This window comes from Promicromonospora sp. NPDC057138 (assembly GCF_042670845.1).
Classification (GTDB): domain Bacteria; phylum Actinomycetota; class Actinomycetes; order Actinomycetales; family Cellulomonadaceae; genus Promicromonospora.
This window is the reverse complement of the sequence record NZ_JBHUUX010000046.1, coordinates 1-16,406: the sequence shown is the minus strand read 5'-3', so window position 1 is coordinate 16,406 and position 16,406 is coordinate 1. Positions and strand designations below refer to the sequence as shown.

The following is a 16,406-nucleotide window of genomic DNA, read 5'->3' as shown; positions in this document are numbered from 1 at the left end:
CGATGCCCACGACGGACGGCCCCACGGTGTTCGACGACGGACCCATCCCGCAGCAGGTCAGCAGGGTCGACGCGCTGCTCGCCCGGCTCGGCCTGACCGGCGTCCTGGCGCGCGACGGGCTCCTGGCGGGACTCGTCCTGCTCGTGACGGCGGGTCTGCTGGTGCTGCTGTTCGGGTTCGTGCTCGAGGCCGAGGGCTTCACGATGGGTCCGGTGCAGAGCGTGGTGCTCTCGGCCGCCGTGTGCGTCCAGGCGCTGCCGCTCGTCCTGCGCCGGGTCCGCCCGACGCTCTGCCTGTGGCTCGTCGTGACGTGCCAGGTCGTCATCATCGCGGCCTCCCCGCCCGACCTGTCGGTCGGCGGCATACCGCAGGTCATCACCGGCTACACGATCGGCACGCTGCTGCCCACCCGCCGTGCGCTGACGGTCACGGGCACGGCGGTGCCGGCCGGGGTGCTCGCGACCGCGGTGGTCGCTCTCGTCACGGGTAGCGACCTGCTGGTCCCGGCGGCCAACCACCTCCTGTCGGGCGTCGGGACCTACATGGTCAGCGCCCTGGTGGGCGGGGCGGTGGCGACTCGGCGCCGCTACATCGAGCTGCTCCGCCTCCGGGCGGCGGAGCTGCTCCGCACCCAGCACGCGACGACCCAGGCCGCGATCTTCGCCGAGCGGTCGCGCATGGCCCGCGAGCTGCACGACGTCGCCGCGCACCACCTGTCCGGCCTGGTCGTGCAGGCGGCCGCCGTCGAGCGGCAGATCGACAGCGACCCGCAGGCCGCGAAGGCCGGCACCGCCTGGATCCGGGGACAGGGCAAGGAGACGCTCGACAGCCTGCGCCTGATCGTCGGGATGCTCCGGGAGCGCCCGGACGCCGACGGACCGGGCGACGACGGGTACGACGCGCCGCAGCCCGGGCTCGGCGCGCTCGACGGGCTCGTCCGGACCGCGCGCACCCTCGGAGACACCGTGGACCTGGTCCAGGAGGGTACGCCGCGGGCGCTGGCCCCCATCGCGGACGCCGCGTTCTACCGCGTGGCGCAGGAGGCGCTGTCCAACGCCCGCCAGCACGCGCCCGGCGCGGCGGTGCGGATGACCGTGCGGTCCGGGGAGCGGGAGGTCTCGCTCGAGGTGGTCAACGCACCGCCCGACCCGGCGCGCGCCGACGGCGCCCCGACGAGCTCGACCCGGCGGGTCCCCGCACCGCAGGGTCCGGCCCTGCAGGTCCCGGCCCGGCAGGGTATGGGCCTGATCGGGATGGGGGAGCGGGCGCACCTGGTGGGTGCGACGCTCACGACCGGTGCCACGCCGTCCGGCGGATGGCGCGTGCGGCTGACGCTCCCGCTGCACCACGAGCCCGCGGGTGGCGCGCCCGCGGTGTCGGGAAACGCGGTGCCGGCGAACGCGGCGTCGGGGAACGCGGTGTCGGAGAACGCGGTGTCGGGGACGCCCGCCGGAGGGGGACAGCGATGATCAGGGTCATGCTCGTCGACGACCAGGCGGTGGTCCGGGCCGGGTTCCGGTTCCTGCTGGAGCAGGCCGACGACATCGAGGTGGTCGCCGAGGCCTCGAACGGTCCGACGGCGGTCGAGCTCGCCCGCCGGCACCGCCCCGACGTCGTCTGCATGGACGTGCGGATGCCGGGTGGCGACGGCCTCGCCGCGACCCGCGAGATCGTCGCGGACGGACCGGGCGCGCCGGGCGGTCTCGGCCCGGGCGGCGGGACGACGCCCGCCGTGCTCGTCGTGACCACCTTCGACCTGGACGAGTACGTGTTCGGCGCCCTGGAGGCCGGCGCCTCCGGGTTCATCCTCAAGGACTGCGAGCCGGAGGAGCTGATCGACGCCGTCCGCCGGCTCGCCGACGGGCACGGCCTCATCGACCAGGCGGTGACCCACCGCGTGATCACCGAGTTCGCGCGGCGCAAGGCTCCGCCCGCACCGGCGTCCGACCTCGCGGCGCAGCTCACGGCCCGCGAGGCCGAGATCGTGCGGCACCTCGCCCGCGGGCTGTCGAACGCGGAGATCGCGAGGGAGCTGGTCGTGGAGACGAGCACCGTGAAGTCCCACCTGGGCCGCGCGATGGCCAAGGTCGGCACGCGCGACCGGCTGCAGACGGTGGTCTGGGCCTACCAGAACGGCCTGGTCCCGGGCTGACCGGCCGCTGTCACGTCCTCCGGGGCGAACGGGGCCGGGTCGAAGACACCGAACCGCTCGCGGTACTCCGCCGCCCGGCCGGGCCACAGGAGTGTGAGGCGCCCCGAGCGCTCGTCCACGTACCAGCTCCGGCAGCCGCCGCGCAGCCACACCGTCCCCGCGGCGCGTTCGTCCACCTCGCGCGTGTACGCGGCCTCGGCCGCCGCGGACACCTCCAGCGGGACGCCGGTCGCGTCCAGGTGGTCGAGCCCGCCGAGCACGTAGCCGATCTGCGCCTCGATCACCTCCAGCGCGGAGTGGTGGCCCAGGCCCGCGTTGGGGCCGTCCAGCACGAACAGGTTCGGGAACCCGTGCACCACCGTGGAGGCGTGGCTGGTCATGCCGTCGGCCCAGTGCTCGGCGAGGGTCCGCCCGCCGCGGCCGGCCACCAGGTGCGCGAACGGCGGGCGCGTCGTCTCGAAGCCCGTGGCCAGCACCAGCACGTCCACCTCGTACCGGGCCCCTGACGCCGCGACCAGCGTCGACCCCTCGACGGCGACCGGCGCGCTCGGCTCGAGCGTGACGTGCGGCTGCTGCAGGGCCGGGTACCAGTCGTCGCTGAACAGCGCGCGCTTGCAGCCCACGGCGTAGTCGGGGGTGAGCTGTGCGCGCAGCGCCGGGTCCGGCACCTGGGCGCGCAGGTGCGCCTCCGCGCGCTCGCGCAGCGCAGCCTCCTCCGCTGACCCGGCCATCCGCGCCTCGAAGAGCCGGTCGGCCTCCTCCGCGAGCGCGGCCCGGTCGGGCCGTTCCTCCCCGGGCGCGTACGCCCGGTCTCCGCGCGGCAGCACCCAGGGCGGCGTCCGCTGCAGCACGACGACGGACGCCGCCCGGCGCGCCAGCTCCGGCACGAGCTGGACGCCGCTCGCGCCGGTCCCGACCACGCCGACCCGCAGCCCGTCCGGCAGGTCGCGGTCCCAGCGGGCGGAGTGGAACACCCGGCCGGGGAACGTGCCGAGGCCCGGGATCTCGGGCACGCGCGGCTCGCTGAGCCGGCCCACAGCCGTCACCAGCACGCGCGCGGTCAGCGGGCCGCGCGACGTCGTCAGGCGCCACGCCGCCTCGTCCTCGCTCCAGCGGGCGCCGGTGAGCTCAGTGCCGAGGCGCAGGTGCGGGGCCAGGCCCTCCGACCGCGCGACGTCCCGCACGTACTCGTGGATCTCGGCGCCCGGTGCGAACACGCGCGACCAGGCGGGCTGGGGCCGGAACGAGTACGAGTACAGGGCGCTCGGGATGTCGCACGCGACGCCCGGATAGACGTTGTCGCGCCAGGTCCCGCCGACGTCGTCGGCCCGCTCCAGGAGCGCGAAGCCCGTGCGGCCGGCGCGCCGCAGGCGGGCGCCGAGGCCGACCCCGGCGAGCCCCGCGCCCACCACCGCGACGTCGACGTGCTCGGCGTCCGCGGGCGGGCCCGTGCGCCTCGCAGCGTGTGCGGCCGTCGTCCCACCTGCCCGCACGTCGGCGGACGTCGGTCTCGTCCCACCTGCCCGTATGTCGGCAGACGTCGGTCTCACCCCACCGGCTCGTACGTGGTCGTGCGCTGCCGGACGGGGCGGCCCAGCTCGGCGGCGAGCCGCGTCACGTCCGCGACCGTCAGCTCGCGCCCCTGCTCGGGCCCAGCGTCCGGGTCCAGGACGCCGTCGAGCAGCACGCCGCCCAGGTCGTCGGCGCCGCCCGCGAGCACGCGCTGCGCCCCGCGCATCCCGAGCTTGGTCCACGCCGCCTGGACGTGGTCGATCCGCCCGGCGAGCATCAGCCGGGCCACGGCGTGCAGGGCGCGGCTCTCGCGCAGGGTCGCCACGCGCGCGCCGGGCACCGGCACCGGCGACTCGGACGGCAGCCACGGCATCGGGATGAGCTCGGTGAACCCGCCGGTCGCGTCCTGCACGCGGGCCAGCGTCCGCAGGTGCTGCACCTGGTCGCCGGCTGACTCCACGTGCCCGTACACGATCGTCGCCGTCGACCGCAGGCCCGCGGTGTGGGCTGCGGTGACGAGCTCGACCCAGCGTTCGGCGGGGATGTCCGTCTTGCCGGTGAGCAGGTCGCGGACGCGGTCGTCGAGGATGCGCGCGCCCGTGCCCGGCACCGTGTCGACGCCGGCCTCGCGCAGCTCGGCCAGCCAGTCCGCCAGAGGCAGTCCGGCGCGGGCTGCGCCGTCGGCCAGCTCGGCCGGGCGGAACGCGTGCAGGTGCAGGCCCGGCCCGCCCTGCTTCACCGCGCGGGCCAGGGCGAGGTAGCCCTCCGGCCCCGACGCCGCCGGCGGCACCCCCTGCGCGCACACCTCAGTGGCGGCGAGGGACACGGCCTCCGCCGCCAGCTCGGTTACCTGCTCGGGCGCAAGACCCAGCGACGCGTCGATGTTCCGGTTCACCGCGTAGGTCACGGCGTCGCCGGTCCGCTCGCGGCGCACCTGGTCCGCGAGCGCGGCGAGCTCCTCGAGGTCGCCGCCGTCGGCCCCGAGCAGCTCCACCCACGCGGCATCGTCGACCCCGCCTGGATCGCCGGCAACATCCCCGATCAGTCGCGCCAGCCTCCCCGCTCCGTTGAGTGCTGGATATTTGCGCGGTTCCGGCCCTGAAGAGCGCAAATAGCCAGCACTCAACGAAGCCGGGGAGGACGGGAAGGCGCCCAGCAGGGCGTCGTGGCGGGCCAGGCCGTAGTCGTCTGCCAGGGCCAGGACGCGGTCCCGGAGGCGGTCGTCGAGCCACTCCGCACCGTCCCGCGCCTCGCGCAGGTAGTGCGGGTGGGCGGTGAGGCGCTCGCGCAGCGTGTACCCGCCCTCGGCGGTGAGCCGCGCCAGGTCCTCGATGTGCGGCCAGGGCCGCTCGGGGTTCACGTGGTCCGGCGTGAGCGGGCTGACGCCGCCCCAGTCGTCGATCCCGGCGCGCACCAGGAGCTGGAGCTCGGCGGCGTCGGTCAGGTTGGGCGGCGCCTGCAGGCGCATCCCCGGGCCGAGCAGCACGCGCGTGACGGCGACGGCGGCCGCATACTCCTGGGTCTCCAGGTCCTCGGCGCCCATCATGGCCGTGGCGGACTTCGCGCGGAAGTTCTGCACGATCACCTCCTGCACGTGGCCGTGCTTGGCGTGCGCGTCGCGCAGCGCCAGGATCGAGTCCACGCGCTCGGCGTAGTTCTCGCCGATGCCGAGCAGGACACCGGTGGTGAACGGGATGCGCGACCGTCCGGCGTCGTCGATCACGCGCAGCCGCAGGGCCGGGTCCTTGTCGGGGGAGCCGAAGTGCGCCTCGCCCTTCTCGGTCCATAGCCGGGACGACGTCGTCTCCAGCATCATGCCCATGGACGGGCCGACGGGCTTGAGCCGCTGCAGCTCCGCCCACGACATGACGCCAGGGTTGAGGTGGGGAAGCAGCCCCGTCTCGTCGAGGATCAGGCGGGCCATGTCGCCCACGTAGTCCAGGGTCGAGGCGTACCCGTGGTCGTCGAGCCACTGCCGGGCCACGGGCCAGCGGTTCTCCGGCCGGTCGCCGAGCGTGAGCAGGGCTTCCTTGCAGCCCAGCGCGGCGCCCTGCCGGGCGACCTCCAGCACCTCCTCGGCCGACATGTACGGCGAGATTCCCGCCTTGGCGAGCTTGCCCGGCGTCTGGACGAAGATGCAGTAGTGGCACCGGTCCTGGCACAGGTGCGTCAGCGGGACGAACACCTTGCGCGAGTACGTGATGACGCCGGGCCTCCCGGCGTCCGCCAGACCGGCGTCACGCACTGTGCCCGCGACGGCGAGGAGGAAGTCCAGGTCGGCGCCGCGGGCGTGCAGCAGCACCTCGGCGTCGGCCCGGTCGGGGGCTGTGCCGCCGCTGTCCTCCAGACGGTCGAGGGCCGCGTCCAGGACCGGACGGTCCGGGGCAGGCTGATCGGCGCTCTGAGAAGGCATGCGCAGGGTCAGGGGAACACTCATGGGCCCACCTCGGGTGCAGGAACCGGATCGGGATGGTCCGGAGGGGACTGGCCGACACTATGTCATCGGGCGATGGGGTCTTTGCGTCGTCCGACGACGGGACATTTCGGGTCACTCGTCAACGGGTTCGACCCCACGCTGCACCAACTATGCACATTGCCCGGATCATCCCGGCGGCACGCTGGGGGAGCATCCGGCCACGACGCTCCAGGTCTTCGCCGTGCTCGCTGGCGACGGCGTGGTCACTTCGGCGGGGGTTCGGGGAAGACTGCGATAATCGACCTACCCGAGCGCACCCGCGCCCGTGGCGGGCGAGGGCGCCGGAGTCGGGATGATCAGAGAGCCGCGAAGCGCGTTCGTCGGTCGCCGTCGCGAGTTGCAGACCCTCCAGTCGATCCTCGACGCATCGTCGCTCGTGACGCTTACGGGCGTCGGCGGTGCGGGCAAGACCCGGCTCGCGATGCGCGCGGCGACCGGGTACGCGGAACACGAGGGCATCGACTGCTGGTTCGTCCCGCTCGAGTCCGTGCAGGACCCGCAACGAGTGCCGAGCGCGGTGGTGCGCGCCCTTCCGCTCGCAGACCAGTCGGCGCGCGACCCGCTCGAAGCCGTCGTCGCCGCGCTTCTCGACACGCCCGCGATCCTGGTCCTGGACAATTGCGAGCAGATCATCGATGCCGCCGCCTCGTTCACCGACGAACTGCTGCTCGCGCTCCCGCAGCTCACGGTGCTCGCGACGAGCCGTCGTCCGCTCGAGCTCGACGGCGAGCTCGTCTACGCGGTGCCCCCGCTGTCGACGGAGGCCGCGTCGGGCAGCCCGTCCGAGGCGGTGTCACTCCTCGTGGCCCGTGCGCGCGCCGCCGACGCCGCCTTCGAGCTCGGTCCGACCGAGGCGGAGGCCGCCGTGGAGCTGTGTCGATCCCTCGACGGACTGCCGCTCGCGATCGAGCTCGCGGCGACGCGGCTGCGGACTCTCTCGATCCCGGAGCTCGCGTCCGGTCTCTCCTCCCGGTTCACCCTTCTTCGCGGCGGCTCCCGCAGCGCAGTCGGGCGTCAGCGCACGCTGCGGGCGGTGGTCGACTGGAGCTACGAGCTGTGCTCACCCGAGCAGCGGGAACTCTGGTGCGCGCTCGCTGTGTTTTCCGGCCCGTTCGACCTCGAGGCCGCTGCAGCGGTCGGCGGCTACACGATCGACGACATCGTCGATCCTCTCGACGAGCTCGTGGCGCAGTCCGTCGTCGAGGCGGATCATGAGACCCGTCGATTCCGGATGCTCGAGACGATCCGCGGCTACGGCCGGGAGCGCGCCGAAGAGGAGGGGCGCTCGCCGTTGCTGACCCGACGCCACCTCGACCATTTCGCGGCCGTCGCGGCGAGTTCGCGCGTGGACTGGTACGGCCCGGGGCAGACCGCGGTCCTCGCGCGAGTGCGCGCCGACCGCGCCGAACTGCAGTCCGCACTCACCGTGGCCACGGCGATCGACACCGACAGCGCCCTCGCCCTGTTCTCCGATCTGCGCTATCACTGGGCGGTGGGCGGGTTCCTCCCCGAGGGACGCGGTTGGGCGACGCGGGTGCTCGCCCTGCCGGGCGCCTCCACCACCCACCGCATTCCGGCGCTCCTCAACGCCGCCTGGCTTTGCCTGCTGCAGGGTGACCTCGACGAAGCGGCGGCGCGACTCGACGAGGCGGACGGCCAGATGCCGGGCAGCTCGCTCTCAGCGGACGGGGCGGCCATGATCGGGGTCGAGATCCACCGCTGGCGCGGCACGCATGCGATGTTCTCCGGCCGGCCGCGGGATGCCGTCGGCGAGTTCGAAGCGTCGATCCGCGCTGCTCAGGAGTGTGGCCATCCCGAGGAGGCCCTCCTCGCGCAATTCCAGCTCACCACGGCGCTGAGCCATCTCCGCGAGCCCGAGGCGGCCCGTGCCGCGAGGGACGCACTCTCCTACGCCGAGTCCGTGCACGAGAACTGGATGCGCTCGCACGCCCTGTGGTCGCTCGGCCTCGCCGCGTTCGTCGAAAGAGACCTGAATACCGCTGAACGGTTCGCGCGGGAGGCCATTCTTGCCGATCGCGGTTTCGACGATCCCGTCGGCGAGTGCCTCATGCTCGAGGTGCTCAGCTGGGTCGACGCCGAGCGCGGCCTGGCGGATCGGGCCGCGATCCTGCTGGGGGCGACCGACGCCCGTTGGCGGCTCATCGGGTCGGCTATCACGGTCCACGGGCCGCAGCTCGCGGCTCATCACGATCGGTGCGTCGATGAGCTCCGGCGGCGGCTCGGCCCCCAGCGGTACGACAAGCTCGTCGGTGCGGGCGGGCACCTCGTCCCCGACGAGGCGGTCGCGTTCGCCCTCGAGCCGAAGACCACGGTCGGGGGCGGGCTCAGCGCGCGGGAGCGCGAGGTGGCGATGCGCATCCGTCGCGGGATGACCAACCGTGACATCGCCGAGGAACTCGTGCTCTCGGTGCGCACCGTCGACACTCACGTGCAGCGCATCCTCGGAAAGCTCGGCTTCTCGTCGCGTGCTCAGGTCGCGGCCTGGTACGAGGCGACGTTCGTGTCCGTTTCGTCGATTACGTAGTCTCACGGATACCGCCGCCTGGCCCGCGGCGACACGCTGGGCGAACGACACCGACGTCGACCCAGCAGGTGCGCAACGTCCGGCATCGCGACAGCGAACCCGTGTGCATCTCGTCCGAAAGGCACTGATTCTTCGATGACTGCGCTAATCCGCCCCCGAATCATCCTCGTCCACGGCGCCTGGGTTGGCCCATGGGAGTTCGAACCGCTGGTGCAGATCCTGCGGGAGCGTGGCTGGGAGGTCGATGCGCTCGATCTTCCCTCGACCGGGAGCACCGAGGGCATGCTCCAGGATGCCGCGGCGATCACCGCCGCGATCGATCGCGCCGGCGGACCGGTCGTACTCGTCGGGCACTCCTACGGGGGCGTGCCCGTGACCGAGGCGGGCGATCACCCCGCGGTCGAGCGCATCGTGTATGTCGCGGCGTTCGCGCTCGACGCCGGTGAGAGCGTCATCGCCTCGATGGGCGGCTCCCTCCCCGAGATGTGGGGCACCGCCGACGGTCAGCTCACGATGGGCCGCAGCCGAGATGAGCGCGTGGACCTGATCGCCGCGGACATGCCCCCCGGAGTTCCGCGCGAGGCATCCGAGCAGCTCGCCGATCTGTTCCGACCGCAGTCGCTCGCCTCCTTCGGCGACAAGGTCTCCCGCGTCGCATGGCGAGTCAAGCCCGCGACCTTCATCCTCACCGAGAACGACGCCGTCCTTCCGCCCGCGTTCCAGGAGTCGCTCGCCGTCCGCAGCGGCGCCGAGATCGTACGCATCCCGCACGGTCACGCGCCGTTCCAGGAGGACCCCGCCGGCTTCGCGGACTTGCTCGAGCGCGTCGCGGACCTCTCGTCCGTCGCAAGCTGAACGCCCCACTCGGACAGCCGAGCACCTGAACGACGACGAAATCGAGAGATCCACGGCAAGGCGATCGCTGAGCTGTCTCGCACTTCGACGGCAGCATCGTCGCGCTCGACCGGGAGACGGTCGGGTGAGGTCAGGCGCCGTCGGCGAGGGTGCCCTCCTCGGCGGTGACCAGGGAGTCGATGGTCTCGAAGAACGCCTCGATCCCCGGCAGGTTGGCGCCCTTGACGCGCGAGGCGGCGAAGTCCTCCGACGAGCGCCACTCGACGATGTCGAGCCACTCGTCGTTGGGCAGGCGCACAAGACGCGCGTCGAGGAACCCGGCACGGTCGGCGCGGAAGTCGGCGAGCATGGCGGGCCGCGCGGCCAGCATGGCCTCGGTCTTCTCGGGCAGCACCCGGAACCGGGTCAGCTCCACGGACGTGCTCATCGTTCCTCCTGCGGCGTGCGGGTCGTGCGGGCGGGCCAACCGTAGGACACGGCCCGTACCCGCGGTGGCGGACGGCCGGATAGTGAGGTGGACCCGGCGAGCAGGTGCCAGGTCGGCTGAATTTCGTTCGGCTTGGCCTTGCCTGGTTCGCCCCAGCTGAACGGTCCAGCTGAGCCGAACTGGATGAGGCTGAGGCGAACGTAGTTCAGCCCAGCCGGCACCTACCGAAACGAGAACACGCGCCCGCCAGGTCCTTCGGGACGATCGTCCGATGCGCATCTTCAGCTCCCCGCCCGGGAGATCTCACGGTTCGGCAGTAAGGGGGAGCGGGTCGCCCGTGCAACTGCTGTCGTCATGCCCTCGCAGCGAGGGCATGACCACTACGCTCCATCCATGCCTCACACCGTGTACGTGATCGGCGCCGGACCGGCCGGCCTCGCCGCCGCGGCCGCCCTCCAGTCCAGGGGCGCGGACGTCACGGTCCTGGAGAAGTCCACGCACGTCGGCAACGCCTGGCGGCACCACTACGACCGCCTGCACCTGCACACCACGCGCGGCCTCTCGAAGCTGCCCGGCCTCCCGATCCCGCGCGAGTTCGGCCGCTGGGTCGCCCGGGACGACGTCGTCCGCTACCTCGAGGCGTATGCCGCCCACCACGACCTGCGGATCGAGCACGGCGTCGAGGTCACGCGCCTCGACCGGGCGGACGGCGCGTGGACCGTCACGACCGCCGACGGCGCCTCCAACACCCGCACCGCGAATGCCGTCGTCGTCGCGACCGGCTACAACCACACCCCGCACCTTCCGGACTGGCCCGGCCGGGACGAATTCCCCGGGGAAGTGGAGCACGCGAGCCGCTACCGCAACCCGGCCCCGTACGCCGGCAAGGCCGTGCTCGTGGTGGGCGTGGGCAACACGGGCGCTGAGATCGCGCAGGACCTCGCCGAGAACGGCGCGGCCAGCGTGCATCTCGCCGTCCGGACGCCGCCGCACATCGTGCCCCGCAACCAGGGGCCGTGGGCCGCTCAGTACACGGGCCTGCTGGTCCGCCATCTGCCGACCGCGCTGGTCGACGCGCTCTGCGTGCCCGTCCGCAAGGCGAGCTTCCCGGACCTGTCCCACCTCGGCCTGCCGATCCCCGAGGTGGGCCTGGCCACGCGCGTGGCCCAGGGCGCCATCCCCGTCCAGGACATCGGCCTGGTCGCGGCCGTCGAGTCCGGCGCCGTGCGCGTGGTCGGGGCGATCGAGCGGTTCGACGGCGGCGAGGTGGTCCTGGCCGACGGCACCCGGCTCGCCCCCGACGTCGTGCTCGCGGCCACCGGCTACCGCCGCGCGCTCGAACCCGTGGTCGGGCACCTGGGTGTGCTCGGCGACCGCGGCAAGCCCCTGGCGACCAACGGGCGCCCGGCCGCGCGCGGCCTCTACTTCACGGGCTTCACCAACCCGATCAGCGGCATGTTCCGCGAGATGGCGGCCGACGCCCGCCGCATCGCCCGCAACGTGGCCCAGGGGCGCTGAGCAGCCGGTTCAGACCAGTCCCGAGGCGGGCGCGCACGAACCGGGACACGACATTTCGCCACAGCGCAAATGCTTGACACGCCGACCCCGGAACGGCAGCGTCCGGCTCATGAACCGCAGATTCACCCTCGCAGGACTGACCACAGCAGCCGTGGCGCTGACGCTCGGGGCCTGCGCACCGTCGTCGGACAGCCCGGAGCCCGGGGCGGCCGCGGGGGAGGGATGCGACGGCGAGGCTGTCGCGCTCGACGTCTGGTCCTGGCGCACCGAGGACGTCAAGACCTACGAGCAGATCTTCGACGTGTTCGAGGCGGCCAACCCGTGCATCACGGTGAACTTCCAGGCCCACCTCAACACCGAGTACGACCAGATCCTGCGCACCGGCCTGACCGGCTCGGACGGGCCGGACATCGCCCAGGTGCGGTCGTACGGCCTGCTCCAGCCGCTGGTCGAGGGCGGCAACCTCGAGCCGCTGGAGGACCTCGTCCCCGCACTCGCCGACTTCGACGACGCGACCCTCGACGGCGCCCGCGGCCGTGAGGACGGCGCCGTCTACGGCGTGCCGCTGGCCACCCAGACGATCCAGGTCTACTACAACACCGCGATCTTCGAGGAGAACGGCCTCGAGGAGCCCGAGACCTGGGACGACTTCATCGCCCTGAACGAGACGCTGCTTCAGAAGGACGTGACGCCGCTCGCCGTCGGGGCGCGCGACGGGTGGTTCGTGCCCACCGTGCACGACGCCCTCACCGCCGCCCAGTACGGCGGCGCCGACTTCCAGCAGGCGCTGCGCGACGGCGACACCGACTTCACCGACCCGGCCTACGTCGACTCCATCCAGACCCTCAAGGACCTGCAGAAGTACATGCCCGACGACGTCACCGGCGTGCCGTACACCGACGCGCAGGTGCTGTTCACCTCCGAGCAGGCAGCGATGTTCGCCGGCGGCTCGTACGAGCAGGCGTTCTTCCAGGAGGCCAACCCGGACCTCGACCTCGGCGTCTTCCAGGTGCCCCCGCCGCCCGGCTCGGCGCAGGACCACCCGGTCAGCGCCGGGTACGCGGACGGCAACTGGGGCCTGTCGTCCGCCACCGAGCACCCCGAGGAGGCCGAGAAGCTGCTGAACTGGCTGGCCACCCCGGAGTTCGGGCAGCTCGTCGCCGACGAGCTCAAGCAGTTCTCGCCGATCCCCGGCGTCGACTTCTCCGACCCGCTCCAGCAGGAGATGTGGGACCTGTACCAGGGGAACCCCGCGCCGTACCTGCTGCTCGTGGACTTCCGCTACGGCGACCCCGTGGGCACCGACCTGATGGGCGAGGCGGGGCAGAAGCTGTTCCTCGGCGACGCCGACGCGAAGGAGGCGGCACAGGTCATCCAGGACGGCCTGTCTGCCTGGTGGACGCCGGGCGAGTGAGCGCCCGTCGCACAGCGGCACCGGGCCGCCGTCGCACAGCGGCACCGGGCCGCCGTCGTACCGTGGCGCTGCCCACACCTGTCGCACTGCTCTTCCTGCTGCCCGCGGCGGCGCTGTTCGCCGTCTTCGTGCTCTACCCGATGGCGACCGCGCTGACCTACTCGCTGTTCTCCTGGCGCGGCACCGCGCAGGAGGCCTTCGTCGGGCTGGACAACTTCGTCGCGCTCTTCTCCACCGAGCCCTACCGCAGCCAGCTTCCTCGCGCGTTCGCGCACAACGCGCTCCTGTTCGCCGGCGCGATGGTGGTGCAGAACTCGGTGGGTCTGCTGCTGGCGTACGCACTGCACAAGCGGGAGCGGCTCCGGCGCCTGTTCCAGGTGCTGTACACGATGCCGTACCTCGTCTCGCCGCTGGTCGTCGGCTACCTGTGGTCGCTGCTGCTCTCGCCCCTGTTCGGCCCGGTGAACGCGGCCCTGCGCGCCGTCGGCCTGGAGTCGGTGGCGCAGCCCTGGCTGGGCGACCCCGACACCGCCCTGTGGGTCGTGGTGCTGGTGACGGCGTGGCAGTGGGTCGGGTTCCCGCTCCTGATCTACGGCGCGGCGCTCGGGTCGCTCGACCCCACCATGGAAGAGGCCGCGATGCTCGACGGCGCGAGCTCCCGCCAGCGGTTCTGGCACGTCACCCTGCCCATGCTGCTGCCGGTGATCGGCACCGTGAGCGTGCTGACGTTCATCTTCTCGATGGAGGCGTTCCCGATCCCGTACGCGCTGGGCGGGTCCAACGGCAGCCCGGCGGGCGCCACCGACGTCATGTCGCTCCTCTTCTACCGCACGGCGTTCAACTCCGGGGCGTCCAACGCGATAGGCATCTCGTCCGCGGTGGCGATCGTGCTGTTCGTCGTGATCGTCGGGGTGTCCGTGGCGTTCACGCGGTGGTTCCGGCGCGTCGAGCGGGGGCTGACGTGAGGCGCGCCTCGGTCCACCTCGTGCTGTGGGGCTACGCAGTCGTCGCGCTGGTGCCGCTGCTGATCATGGTGTGGAACTCGTTCCGGACCGACCAGGGGCTCGTGGCCGAGCCCCTCGGGCTGCCGGTCAGCCCCTCGCTCGACGCGTACCGCGAGGCCTGGGTCGAGGCGTCGTTCTCCACCTACTTTCTCAACTCGGTGCTCGTCACGACGGCGTCGGTGGCCCTGTCGACGGCGGTGTCGCTGCTGGCGGCGTACGCATTGGCGCGGTCGCGCTCGCGGCTCATGGCCGTGATCGAGCAGGTCTTCGTGTCAGGCCTGATGATGCCCGTGTTCCTCATGATCGTGCCGATCTTCTACCTGCTCGACACGATCGGGCTCGCCTCGACCCGGACCGGCCTGATCCTGGTCTACTCGGCGGTGTCGATCCCGTTCTCGGTGTTCGTGCTGGCCACGTTCCTGCGCCAGCTCCCCGACGAGCTGGAGGACGCCGCCCGCATCGACGGAGCGGGCCCGCTCCGCACCTTCTGGTCGGTGCTGCTGCCGCTCGTGCGGCCCGCCGTCGCCACGGTGGTGGTCTTCCGGTTCGTGCCCATCTGGAACGACTTCTTCTACCCCCTCATCCTCGTGCGCGACCGCGCCCAGTACACGCTGCCCGTCGGCCTGACCACCTTCTTCGGGGAGTACCAGACGTCGTGGTCCACCCTGTTCGCCGGGCTGGTCATCGCCACGCTGCCGCTGGTGGTCCTGTTCCTGGTGGCCACCCGGCAGATCGTCGCCGGTCTGACGGCGGGGATGGGCCGCTGACGGCTGTGCTCGCGGCGAACACGGGCGGTGAGCGCCGACGGTCGTGGGAGGCTGGCGGATGTGCGGCACACCACCGGCCTGCATTCGGCGCCTGTGGTCGTGAGGCGTACTATTGACGGGTTGCCCGTGCGCCTGTCGTACGTCGCTGTCAGCGAGCAGCTGCAACTGAGCAGAGCATCCCCGCGCCACCCGGGACGCAGTACGCCGGCGTGCGCGCACCCCCGACATTCTGGAGACCATCGAAGTGAAGAGCGCCGTCGAGACCTTGGAGCCCACCAAGGTCAAGCTGACCGTCGAGGTGGACTACGACGAGCTCAAGCCGAGCATCGATCACGCCTACGAGCACATCGCGGAGCAGGTGAACATCCCCGGCTTCCGCAAGGGCAAGGTCCCCCCGCGCATCATCGACCAGCGGGTCGGCTGGGGCGCCGTGATCGAGCATGCCGTGAACGACGGCCTCTCCGGTTTCTACCGTGACGCGCTCGGCGAGACCGACCTGCGTCCGCTCGCCCAGCCCGAGATCGACGTCACCGACGTCCCGGCGAAGGCCGGCGAGGGCCAGCTGAAGTTCACCGCCGAGGTCGAGGTGCGCCCGGAGATCCAGCTCCCCGAGCTGGCCGACGTCGACCTGATCGTCGAGTCCACGCAGGTCACGGACGAGGACGTCGCGGAGCGGATGGAAGCCCTGCGCGAGCGCTTCGGCACCCTGGTGGGCGTCGACCGCCCGGCCGTCGAGGACGACTACGTGGTCCTCGACCTGAAGGCCGTCATCGGTGAAGAGGAGGTCGACTCCGTGTCGGGCGTCTCGTACCAGATCGGCTCCGGCAACATGCTCGACGGCCTGGACGAGGCCCTGACCGGCCTGTCCGCCGGCGAGACCACCACCTTCAAGGCGCCGCTCGCCGGCGGCGACCACGAGGGCGAGGAGGCGACGGTCACCGTCACCGCTACCTCGGTCAAGCAGCGCGACCTGCCCGAGGTGGACGACGACTTCGCCCAGCTCGCCTCGGAGTTCGACACGCTGGAGGAGCTGACGGACGACCTGAAGACCCAGGTCGCCGGCATCAAGACCTCCAACCAGGCGGTCACGGCTCGCGACGCCCTCATGGAGAAGCTCCTGGAGACCGTCGAGGTCCCCGTGCCGACCGGCGTCGTCGAGGCCGAGGTGCACCGTCACCTCGAGTCCGAGAGCCGCCTGGAGGACGACGAGCACCGCGCCGAGGTCACCGAGGACGCCACCAAGGCGATCAAGAACCAGATCCTCCTGGACACCCTCGCCGAGAAGCTCGGGGTGCAGGTGAGCCAGGGCGAGCTCGTCGAGTACCTGGTGAGCGCCTCGCAGCAGTACGGGATGGAGCCGAGCGAGTTCATCCAGACGCTCGAGCAGGGCGGTCAGATCCCCGCCATGGTCGGCGAGGTCGCCCGCTCGAAGGCCCTCGCGGTCGCGCTTCGCCAGATCGAGGTCAAGGACGCCGACGGCAACGTCGTCGACCTGAGCGAGTTCATCGGCTCGGAAGAGGCCGACGAGGCCCAGGCCGCGCTGAACGACGCCATGGCCCAGGCCCAGGAGGCCGCCGAGGCCGAGGCGCCCGAGGCCGCCGACGCCGAGGCTTCCCCGGAGGCGCCGGAGCCCGCGAAGGCCTGACACCCCGCCCGGCCCGAGAGGGCACAGCATGACGTCGGACGGCGGTCCGCCTACGGTGGTCGAGCTTGTCGAGACCGGGTCTCGACAAGCT

At 72.3% G+C, this 16,406-nt stretch carries 12 protein-coding genes; 9 read left to right on the top strand and 3 right to left on the bottom strand.

The features are described from left to right. Window positions 1-2 precede the first annotated feature (2 nt). Together ACFT2C_RS20815 and ACFT2C_RS20810 are read left to right on the top strand one after the other, a co-directional pair. Window positions 3-1,469: a sensor histidine kinase gene (locus tag ACFT2C_RS20815; RefSeq protein WP_377208986.1), complete on the top strand. Its 1,467-nt coding sequence runs from the start codon at window positions 3-5 to the stop codon at window positions 1,467-1,469. Beyond that, entirely contained in the window at window positions 1,466-2,152 is a 687-nt protein-coding gene (locus tag ACFT2C_RS20810) for a response regulator (protein ID WP_377208985.1), read from the top strand. The genes ACFT2C_RS20815 and ACFT2C_RS20810 overlap by 4 nt, the downstream gene beginning before the upstream one ends. Here ACFT2C_RS20810 and ACFT2C_RS20805 read toward each other — a convergent pair. Both ACFT2C_RS20805 and cofG read right to left on the bottom strand, forming a co-directional pair. Beyond that, window positions 2,125-3,645 carry a flavin-containing monooxygenase gene (locus ACFT2C_RS20805; RefSeq protein WP_377208984.1) on the bottom strand — a complete coding sequence of 507 codons (1,521 nt, stop codon included), beginning with the start codon at window positions 3,643-3,645 and terminating at the stop codon, window positions 2,125-2,127. The two genes, ACFT2C_RS20810 and ACFT2C_RS20805, sit on opposite strands and share 28 nt — an antisense overlap. A 53-nt stretch (window positions 3,646-3,698) precedes the next feature. Beyond that, window positions 3,699-6,101: a 7,8-didemethyl-8-hydroxy-5-deazariboflavin synthase CofG gene (gene cofG, locus ACFT2C_RS20800; RefSeq protein ID WP_377208983.1), complete on the bottom strand. Its 2,403-nt coding sequence runs from the start codon at window positions 6,099-6,101 to the stop codon at window positions 3,699-3,701. Between the two features lie 331 nt (window positions 6,102-6,432). Here cofG and ACFT2C_RS20795 point away from each other — a divergent pair, with 331 nt between their 5' ends. Both ACFT2C_RS20795 and ACFT2C_RS20790 read left to right on the top strand, forming a co-directional pair. Then, entirely contained in the window at window positions 6,433-8,685 is a 2,253-nt protein-coding gene (locus tag ACFT2C_RS20795) for an ATP-binding protein (RefSeq protein WP_377208982.1), read from the top strand. Between the two features lie 135 nt (window positions 8,686-8,820). Next, the gene (locus ACFT2C_RS20790; protein WP_377208981.1) at window positions 8,821-9,540 is read left to right on the top strand and encodes an alpha/beta hydrolase; all 720 of its coding nucleotides are present in this window, start codon (window positions 8,821-8,823) and stop codon (window positions 9,538-9,540) included. A 130-nt stretch (window positions 9,541-9,670) separates the two neighbouring features. Here ACFT2C_RS20790 and ACFT2C_RS20785 read toward each other — a convergent pair whose 3' ends face one another. Continuing rightward, window positions 9,671-9,967 carry an antibiotic biosynthesis monooxygenase gene (locus ACFT2C_RS20785; protein ID WP_377208980.1) on the bottom strand — a complete coding sequence of 99 codons (297 nt, stop codon included), beginning with the start codon at window positions 9,965-9,967 and terminating at the stop codon, window positions 9,671-9,673. Window positions 9,968-10,360: 393 nt separating this feature from the next. Here ACFT2C_RS20785 and ACFT2C_RS20780 point away from each other — a divergent pair, with 393 nt between their 5' ends. The 5 genes from ACFT2C_RS20780 to tig all read left to right on the top strand — a co-directional run bounded on the left by ACFT2C_RS20780 (window position 10,361) and on the right by tig (window position 16,315). Next, on the top strand, window positions 10,361-11,485 hold the full coding sequence (locus ACFT2C_RS20780) for a flavin-containing monooxygenase (protein ID WP_377208979.1): 1,125 nt from the start codon (window positions 10,361-10,363) through the stop codon (window positions 11,483-11,485). Window positions 11,486-11,594: 109 nt separating this feature from the next. Continuing rightward, entirely contained in the window at window positions 11,595-12,899 is a 1,305-nt protein-coding gene (locus ACFT2C_RS20775) for an ABC transporter substrate-binding protein (RefSeq protein WP_377208978.1), read from the top strand. A gap of 62 nt (window positions 12,900-12,961) precedes the next feature. Then, entirely contained in the window at window positions 12,962-13,864 is a 903-nt protein-coding gene (locus ACFT2C_RS20770) for a carbohydrate ABC transporter permease (RefSeq protein WP_377208977.1), read from the top strand. Beyond that, window positions 13,861-14,670 carry a carbohydrate ABC transporter permease gene (locus tag ACFT2C_RS20765; protein WP_377208976.1) on the top strand — a complete coding sequence of 270 codons (810 nt, stop codon included), beginning with the start codon at window positions 13,861-13,863 and terminating at the stop codon, window positions 14,668-14,670. Before ACFT2C_RS20770 ends, ACFT2C_RS20765 begins: the two co-directional genes overlap by 4 nt. A gap of 244 nt (window positions 14,671-14,914) precedes the next feature. After that, window positions 14,915-16,315, top strand: coding sequence for a trigger factor (tig, locus tag ACFT2C_RS20760; protein WP_377208975.1), 1,401 nt, complete (start codon window positions 14,915-14,917; stop codon window positions 16,313-16,315). The last annotated feature ends 91 nt before the right edge of the window (window positions 16,316-16,406 follow it).

What these genes read in the sequence shown, in the direction of transcription:
- ACFT2C_RS20790 (WP_377208981.1), top strand. Translation starts at nt 8,821, where the DNA reads ATGACTGCGCTAATCCGCCCCCGAATCATCCTCGTCCACGGCGCCTGG.
- cofG (WP_377208983.1), bottom strand. Translation starts at nt 6,101, where the DNA reads ATGAGTGTTCCCCTGACCCTGCGCATGCCTTCTCAGAGCGCCGATCAG.
- ACFT2C_RS20775 (WP_377208978.1), top strand. Translation starts at nt 11,595, where the DNA reads ATGAACCGCAGATTCACCCTCGCAGGACTGACCACAGCAGCCGTGGCG.
- ACFT2C_RS20780 (WP_377208979.1), top strand. Translation starts at nt 10,361, where the DNA reads ATGCCTCACACCGTGTACGTGATCGGCGCCGGACCGGCCGGCCTCGCC.
- ACFT2C_RS20810 (WP_377208985.1), top strand. Translation starts at nt 1,466, where the DNA reads ATGATCAGGGTCATGCTCGTCGACGACCAGGCGGTGGTCCGGGCCGGG.
- ACFT2C_RS20815 (WP_377208986.1), top strand. Translation starts at nt 3, where the DNA reads ATGCCCACGACGGACGGCCCCACGGTGTTCGACGACGGACCCATCCCG.
- ACFT2C_RS20795 (WP_377208982.1), top strand. Translation starts at nt 6,433, where the DNA reads ATGATCAGAGAGCCGCGAAGCGCGTTCGTCGGTCGCCGTCGCGAGTTG.
- ACFT2C_RS20785 (WP_377208980.1), bottom strand. Translation starts at nt 9,967, where the DNA reads ATGAGCACGTCCGTGGAGCTGACCCGGTTCCGGGTGCTGCCCGAGAAG.